This window comes from Streptomyces sp. MK37H (genome assembly GCF_018035285.1).
GTDB classification, from domain to species: Bacteria; Actinomycetota; Actinomycetes; order Streptomycetales; family Streptomycetaceae; genus Streptomyces; species Streptomyces endocoffeicus.
This window is the reverse complement of sequence record NZ_JAAAYH010000559.1, coordinates 1-4775: the sequence shown is the minus strand read 5'-3', so window position 1 is coordinate 4775 and position 4775 is coordinate 1. Positions and strand designations below refer to the sequence as shown.

The window sequence follows — 4775 nt, the reverse complement described above, 5'->3', positions numbered from 1 at the left end:
GGTACGGGTTCTGCGCCGCGTACGGGTTCTGCCCGGCGTTCGGCGGGGCGACGGGGGCCGGAGCCGGGGCGGCGGGCTGAGCCGGCGTCTGCTGCGGCTCGTCGACCGAGATGCCGAAGTCCGTGGCGAGCCCCGCAAGACCGCTCTGGTACCCCTGGCCCACCGCGCGGAACTTCCAGGCGCCCTGCCTGCGGTACAGCTCGCCGAGGACGAAGGCGGTCTCGACGGTGGCGTCCTCGCTGTCGAAGCGGGCGATCTCCGCGCCACCCGCCGCGTTCAGCACCCGGATGTGCAGACCGGGGACCTGGCCGAACGTTCCGCCATCGGCCGAGGCCGCGAGGACCACGGTGTCGACGGCGGGCTCGACCCGGGCGAGGTCCACCGAAAGGGTGTCGGTCACGGTGTCACCCGCGGTCCGCTTCCCCTCGTGGCGCACCGCGCCGGAGGAGTGCGCCGCCTGGTTGTAGAACACGAAGTCCCCGTCGGACCTGACCTTTCCGGACACCAGCAGCAACGCCGAGGCGTCCACGTCCGGCGCCCCCGGTCCGGCCCGCCAGCCGAGCTCGATCCGCACCGCGTCAGCCGGTACTGGCGTGTTACCACCCTTGCGCATCGCCATTTCCGTCCCCCTGCCTTTCTGTTCGCTCGGATCGGGCCGCTCGGCCGTCGCACAGCGCGGACGACGGGTGGCTACCCGCTGAAAACGCGCTCTTTACACGATCTCAACGTACCCTGACGACCGATTTTCCCGGGTTCGCTCGGATTGGGGATCCACGACCACTCCGAACACTGAAAACAACCCTCCTACCGGACTCCCCAATCAGCACATGGTGGGCTTAACTTATGGTCTATGACCTCCCCCCGCAGCACTTACGGTGGCGGCTACTACTCCTCGCCGTCCTTCCCGGACACCCCCATCTACGACAGTCTTGTCGCCGAGCGGGGGACACCGCAGATCGCACCCATCAGGGTGCCGTCGGCCTATGACACCGGAAGTCATCTTCCGGCGCTGCCCTCGGCGCTCCCCGCGCTGCCGGCCGCCCCCTCCCCGCAGCCCATGCACCAGGGGTACCAGCAGCACGCGCCGCAGCCCGCCGGCCTGCAGCAGGCGCACTCGCCCTACATCCCGCCGCAGCCGACGGGACCGCGGGGCTACCCGGGCGCCCAGCAGCCGCAGACGCAGCGCCCCGCGCCGGCCTCGCCGATGGGGTACGAGGCGATGCGCCCGGCCATGACGCGTCCGGTCGCGCCTCGCCCGGCGGCACCCGCGCCCTCTCCGTACGACGACCCTTACGGGCGTCAGCAGTACCCGGGCGGCCGGGCACCGCAGCCGGGAGGCGGCTACTGACACACGTCGGGAGGTGATGCGACCGGGCTGTGCCCGGTCGCGGGAAGGTCCGGGCCGGACGGGGTATCCCCGTCCGGCCCCTGATTCGTTGTGAGGGCCGTCCGCGCCCGTTTTATGAGGGCCGTTCGGCCCCTCCCCGGCGGCGGGGCGCACCGCGATGCTGGACCGAGCAGTTCCGCGAGCCATCTCCACCACCGGGGGTGGGCCGGGCTCTCACTCCACTGCGGTGATGAGCATGTCGACCGGTCCCGCCCCGTTCGGCGTGGGGCGCGGGGCCGGTAGGGGACCGGTCTCGCGCTCCACGCGAAACGCACGCCTCCACCGTGACGGCCACCGCCCACCGCGGCGGCCACCGTAAGGGCGTCATCCGGACCGGACACCCGTACCGGGCATCGCTCGCGGGCTCACTGACCCGCTTCGCGCTCCTTGATCCGCTCGGCGATCACCGCGGCCTGGATGCGCCGCCCCACGCCCAGCTTGGACAGGATCGAGGAGATGCGGTTCTTGACGGTCTTCTCGGCCAGGAACAGCCGCTCGGCGATCTGCCGGTTGGTCAGTCCGTCGCCGATGAGCTGGAGGATCTCCCGCTCCCGCGGGGACAGCCTCTCCAGCTCCACGGGCCCGCTGGGCGCGGGGCCGCGCAGCCGGGCCATCACCCGGGAGGTGGCGCCGGGGTCGAGCATGGAGCGGCCTTCGGCCACGGTGCGCACCGCCGACACCAGGTCGGACCCGTTGATCTGCTTGAGCACATAGCCCGCGGCCCCGGCCATGATGGCGTCGAACAGCGCCTCGTCGTCGTCGAAGGACGTCAGCATCAGACAGGCGAGATCGGGGAGCCGGGCCCGCAACTCCCGGCAGACCTCGATCCCTTCGTGGTCCCCGCCCTCGCCCGAGGAGCCGAGCCGTACGTCGAGCACCGCGACGTGTGGCCGTACGGCGGGGGCGCGGGCGATGGCCTCGCGGGCGTTGGCCGCCTCGCCGACCACCTTCAGATCGGATTCGGCGTCGAGCAGATCACGCAGTCCGCGCCGCACCACCTCGTGGTCGTCGAGCAGAAAGACCCCGATGGGGCCGTCGGGGTCGGCTGTCTGGGGCACGGCCTCTCCTCCATGGCGCGCGGGTCGCCGGTCGCGATCCGGCTGCCCAGCTTTACGTTCTGGCGCAGGGAAGCGTAAGGGGCCATTCGGCCCCCGGGCCGCCGGCTACGCCTTCCGGCCCGGTCATGGCGAGATTCCGCCCGCGTAGGGCCCGTACAGATCCAGCAGCCGGGTGCGGGCGCTCTGCAGCCGGCGCCCGATCACCTGGGCGCAGGCCAGCGCGAGGGCGTAGCCGAGCTCCGGGTCCTCGTCGCACAGCCGGCGCACCGCCTCGGCGTTGAACTCATGCGCACGCACCGGGCTGAGCGCCTCCGCGCCCAGGTGCCAGGTGTCCGGCGGGAAGAGCCAGGACCAGCCGATGAGCTCTCCGGGGCCGAGGGTCTCGATCACTGCGGCCCGCCGCCCCGGGACATGCAGATCGAGAGTGACCGCGCCGGTGCGGATGATCCAGAAACGGTCGGCCTTACGGCCTTCCTCGAAGATGCGGCCGCCCGAGGGGAAGGACACATCGTGGGCGAGCGCCATCAGCCGCTCACGGTGTTCGGTCTTCAGCGCACTGAGCAGTCCCATCATGACCTCACTCTGCCGTCTCCTCTCCCCCCTCGCCCCTCGGCGGTCTCTGAGCGGACGAGACGACGAGAGGCAGCCGATCCAAAGCGATACACCGTCGATCGGGTATCGCTTCACTCTTACCCATTTTCGGTCACGTTTCCGATATGACACGTCATTCGTGGTCGTGGTGACCGATGAGACGCTGCTCCCCGTACCCTCGGCTGCTTCACCGACCCTGTGTTGTCGCTCGTACTCGTCACCAAACGGGAGGCACTGGTGCTAGCCGACCCTCGTCGTCGGTCCGCCGACCGAGCCGGAGAACACCTGCTCCACCGTCATTTCACCGTCGATGAGCTGCCCCGGCTGCGGGTGCAGGTCGAGGAGTGCGCGGCCTGGGCCGGGCTCAGCGAGACCCGCCGCGGGGACTTCGTGCTGGCCGTGGACGAGATCGCCAACAACGCCATCGAGCACGCGGGCGGCACCGGTTCCCTGCTGCTGCGGCGGATCGGCGACGAGCTGGAGTGCCGGATCAGCGACTCCGGCCCCGGCTTCTCCGAGGACGTCATCCCGCGGATCCTGCCGGGGCTGGACGGCGCGACGAGCGGCCGCGGACTGTGGCTGACCCAGCTGGTCACCGACCGGCTGGTGATCAGCGCGGGGGCGGTGGGCGCCGTGGTGACGCTGGCCATGCGGCTGCGCTGAGTGAGCCGCCGGACTCCCTTGGCGACCGCTTCGGCGGGACAATGGGAAGGGACATTCCCAGGTGCCGGCAGGAGAGGCGGTGGGCACGGTGGAGCTTCCCGTGGTCGTCGGGGTCGACGGTTCGGACGCCGCCTCGGACGCACTGGACTGGGCGGCCGAGATGGCGGGGCGCCGCGGGCTGCCGCTGCGCGTCGTCCACGCCTCGCTGTGGGAGCGGTACGAGGGCTACATCCCCGGAACGGCCGCCGACCGCCCCGCCGAGCGGCTCCACAGTGAGGCGGTGCTGGCCACCGCGGCCGAGCGGGCCGGGCGGCGGGTGCCCGCCCTGAAGGTGATGACCGATCTGGCGGCGGACGACGCGGTCACCGCCCTGCTGCGCGCCGGGAAGAGCGCCGAGGCGCTGGTGGTGGGCTCGCGCGGCCGCGGCGAGTTCGCCTCGCTGCTGCTCGGCTCGGTCGGGCTGGGCATCGCGGCCCGCGCCCAGTGCCCGGTGGTCGTGGTGCGCGGCCGCCCGGAGAACGTGCGCGGCGGGATGAACCGGGTGGTGGTGGGGATCGCCGAGCGCGAGCGCCCGGGCGAGCAGGAGCCCGCGCCGCCCTCCGCCGCCGTCGCGTTCGCCCTCCGCGAGGCGCGGCTGCGCGGCGGGGAGCTGGAGGCGGTGCACGCCTGGCGCTGCGCGGGCCCCGAGGACCACGGGAGGCCCGGGAACCACGGGAGGCCCGGGAACCACGGCGGGCGTGGGGAGCACGGCGCGCACGAGGAGCAGGAGGCGCGTGAGGCGCAAGGGGCAGGTACGACGCACGGGGCACGCGGGATGCAAGGGGTCCGTGAGACGCAAAGCGCGCGTGAGGCCCACGAGTGGCGCGCCGCCGAGCTCCTGGACGAGACGCTGGGCGGCGCCACTGCGGCCGGGCTGCCGCCGGTGCCGGTGGCCCACCGCCCGGTCGAGGGCTCGGCGCGCAAGGCACTGCTGGACGCCTCCGCGCACGCGGACCTGCTGGTGGTGGGGGCCCGGCGGCGGCAGGGGCACTTCGGTATGCAACTGGGGCTTGTCAACCACGCCGTGCTGCATCACG

6 protein-coding genes are annotated in these 4775 nt (G+C 72.5%); 3 read left to right on the top strand and 3 right to left on the bottom strand.

Translation table 11 applies throughout. The annotated features are described in order from the left end of the window. Window positions 1-619: TerD family protein (locus GWI24_RS40480; protein WP_210951012.1), on the bottom strand; the 619-nt coding region annotated here is incomplete at its 3' end. A gap of 231 nt (window positions 620-850) precedes the next feature. Here GWI24_RS40480 and GWI24_RS40475 point away from each other — a divergent pair. Next, window positions 851-1348, top strand: a complete 498-nt coding sequence (locus GWI24_RS40475; protein ID WP_210951011.1) for a DUF6643 family protein — start codon at window positions 851-853, stop codon at window positions 1346-1348. A gap of 404 nt (window positions 1349-1752) precedes the next feature. On the opposite strand, the gene GWI24_RS40470 is transcribed toward GWI24_RS40475, so the two are convergent. Next, window positions 1753-2445 (bottom strand): response regulator transcription factor, encoded by a 693-nt coding sequence (locus GWI24_RS40470; RefSeq protein WP_308344254.1) that lies wholly within the window; start codon window positions 2443-2445, stop codon window positions 1753-1755. Window positions 2446-2568: 123 nt separating this feature from the next. Next, entirely contained in the window at window positions 2569-3018 is a 450-nt protein-coding gene (locus GWI24_RS40465) for a Crp/Fnr family transcriptional regulator (protein ID WP_020873493.1), read from the bottom strand. 255 nt (window positions 3019-3273) lie between these two features. Between GWI24_RS40465 and GWI24_RS40460 the strand changes: the two genes are divergently transcribed. Both GWI24_RS40460 and GWI24_RS40455 read left to right on the top strand, forming a co-directional pair. Then, window positions 3274-3699: an ATP-binding protein gene (locus tag GWI24_RS40460; RefSeq protein ID WP_210951014.1), complete on the top strand. Its 426-nt coding sequence runs from the start codon at window positions 3274-3276 to the stop codon at window positions 3697-3699. Window positions 3700-3778: 79 nt separating this feature from the next. Next, window positions 3779-4775, top strand: a 997-nt coding sequence (locus tag GWI24_RS40455) for a universal stress protein (RefSeq protein ID WP_210951013.1), incomplete at its 3' end; no start/stop codon positions are given.